The sequence below is a fragment of the Ethanoligenens sp. genome (assembly GCF_047718355.1).
Lineage (GTDB): Bacteria > Bacillota > Clostridia > Oscillospirales > Ethanoligenentaceae > Ethanoligenens.
This window is the reverse complement of the sequence record NZ_JBDNLG010000157.1, coordinates 1-2,384: the sequence shown is the minus strand read 5'-3', so window position 1 is coordinate 2,384 and position 2,384 is coordinate 1. Positions and strand designations below refer to the sequence as shown.

The 2,384-nt window shown below is 49.6% G+C and carries 3 protein-coding genes; all 3 read left to right on the top strand.

Going from position 1 to position 2,384, the window contains the following annotated elements; genetic code table 11:
• Positions 1-161: 161 nt before the first annotated feature.
• Positions 162-824 carry a DUF3298 domain-containing protein gene (locus tag ABF463_RS14410; RefSeq protein ID WP_415534717.1) on the top strand — a complete coding sequence of 221 codons (663 nt, stop codon included), beginning with the start codon at positions 162-164 and terminating at the stop codon, positions 822-824.
• A gap of 312 nt (positions 825-1,136) precedes the next feature.
• Positions 1,137-1,559, top strand: coding sequence for a hypothetical protein (locus ABF463_RS14405; protein WP_415534715.1), 423 nt, complete (start codon positions 1,137-1,139; stop codon positions 1,557-1,559).
• Between the two features lie 132 nt (positions 1,560-1,691).
• A partial coding sequence (locus ABF463_RS14400; protein ID WP_415534713.1) for a pyridoxamine kinase occupies positions 1,692-2,384 on the top strand: 693 nt, incomplete at its 3' end.

Sequence of the window (2,384 nt, the reverse complement as noted above, 5' to 3'; positions counted from 1 at the left end):
TTTTTATTTGAAATCTACCGCGCGAGAAACAAGGAACGCCGCGATTTGGGCGAAAAGGTAAAATCACCGCAGACTGCCCGATTTTCTTTGCGATTTTCTCACCCTGTCTGCACACAATAGTTTTGTGCCGCGCGCAAGCACTCTTTCAGGGGGTGGCGGCATTGTTCAAACGATTGAAAATCGCAGCGCTCGTACTTTTTTCACTCGCGTTCACGATTCCAGTTACGGCGCTGGGAGGCGTACACGTGGAAAATATGCAACATCCGGTAAACGCGCCTGGTGTCCAGCTTCAATGCGCATACCCACGGATTTCCGGCATTGGAAATGCGCAAAACCAACAGAAATTGAACAGTTCTTTACGTGAACAGGCATTGTGTGCGCAAAAACAGGCGGAGTATGCCGCCAAGGCAGCACCTGTTCAAGGAAGTTTCGGCTACAAAGTGACTCGCAACGAAAGCGGAATGTTCAGTTTGGTGTCCACGCGTATCTTGACTCAGAGCGGCAAAACCAGTACCGTATGCAAAGGCTTAACCGTAGACACGGCAAACGGAAAATCGTACGCCCTGCGCGATTTATTTGTAGATCATGCAGATTATGTGGGCGTATTGAGTGAACAAGTGCGGGCGCAGATTCGCGAAAAAGGGCTGAAACAGCGCGGCTCTTTTAAACAAATCGGCGCCGAACAGGATTTCTATTTGACGAAAACGGAACTGGTCCTGCTTTTTCCGCAAGGTACCAGCTTTCATGAGGAATATGGTGTCCAAACGTTTAATATATCGCTCCAATCTCTTGACGGAACGTTAAATCGCAATATCCGGATTTAACGGGCTGTGTTTTTCCATCAAAACAGGTTAAACGTGAAAAACATGGGATGCAGCCGCGTATGGTAGCGGCGACTGGACGGCAATTGCTGTCGGTCATGCGCGCGGTGCCGGCTCTCCTCCAATCGGGGAGGGCCGTTTTTGATTTTGTATACTTATTGACAGTGACCGAGAAACAGGATACTATAACAGTACAAAATTGATGTCTTTGGGTGTAAACAGGTCACACAGACAACGTCAACTCAAGATATTCCAGCGTACGTCTTGGTTTGGATCGGTTGCGTCACCTGCATCCCATTTGAAAAGGAGTATATAATGGATACACATTTTTTTTACGGCAGATATGGTGTCGATCCCTTTTCTCTATTCTTGTTGGCCGTAGCCGCCGTGATTTTAGGCCTACCGTTTATGTGGATCGTCTCGCTGGCTTTGATCGTGTTGGTCGTCCTACGTGGATTTTCACGCAACACGATTGCACGCAGCCGCGAACAATGGCAGTTTGCCCGCTTGATGCGTACAATCGGGCATGCGCTTTCCCCTGTTGGCCGCGTTTTACAGAAAATCTTTTTTATGATTGCACGCGCGTGTTCCACTTTGGCTCTGCGCATCAAAGAGCGCAAGACGAATGTATTTGTACACTGCCCCAGTTGCCACAAACTGCTCCGTCTCCCAAAAGGACGCGGGAAATTGGCTGTCACTTGCCCGGTCTGTCATTGTTCATTTATTCATAAAACATAAGCTGCTCTCGCTTGCAACCAACAAAATGCGATAAGAATGCCGCCGCAGTGGCGGCATTCTTATCGTATTTGGACAAGCAGCCTCCGGCACATCGCCGTTCATTTTTAATTTCATGATAAAGAAGGAACTCTCATGCAAAAACATGTTGCCGCAATCCACGATATTTCCGGTATGGGTAAATGCTCGCTCACTGTGGCGCTGCCCATTCTTTCCGCAGCGGGCGTATGCACCAGCATTATGCCCACAGCGGTGCTTTCTACACATACCGGAGGTTTCACCGGCTTTACCTACCGAGACCTGACCGATGACCTGCTTCCTTTTGCAGAGCATTGGAAATCGTTGAATGTCCATTTTGACGCACTTTACTCCGGATTTTTGGGGTCGTTTGCGCAGCTTGCCATCGTCTCGCAAATTTTTGACCTACTGCGTTCAGACGATACGCTGGTGATGGTCGATCCTGTGATGGCAGACAACGGCAAGCTTTACAGCGTGTATACCCCGGATTTTCCAAAAGGGATGGCAAAACTCTGCGCGAAAGCGGGCCTGATTGTTCCAAACATGACCGAAGCGGCATTCCTGCTCAACGAACCGTATCGCGAAGGACCGTATGACAGCGCATACGTGCAAAAAACCCTGCGCGCGTTAGCTAGTCTGGGCGCGTCCCGCGTCGTGCTGACCGGCATTTGGTTCGGCGATGAGAAATTGGGTGCGGCCTGCTATGACCAGACCACCGACACCGTTGCTTATGCGTTTAATGAAAAAATCGAGGGCTACTATCATGGCACCGGCGATGTGTTCGGCAGCGCATTATTGTCCGGTTTGATG

Bases quoted from the DNA above. Each gene is read 5' to 3' on its own strand.
- ABF463_RS14405 (WP_415534715.1), top strand. From the start codon at position 1,137: ATGGATACACATTTTTTTTACGGCAGATATGGTGTCGATCCCTTTTCT.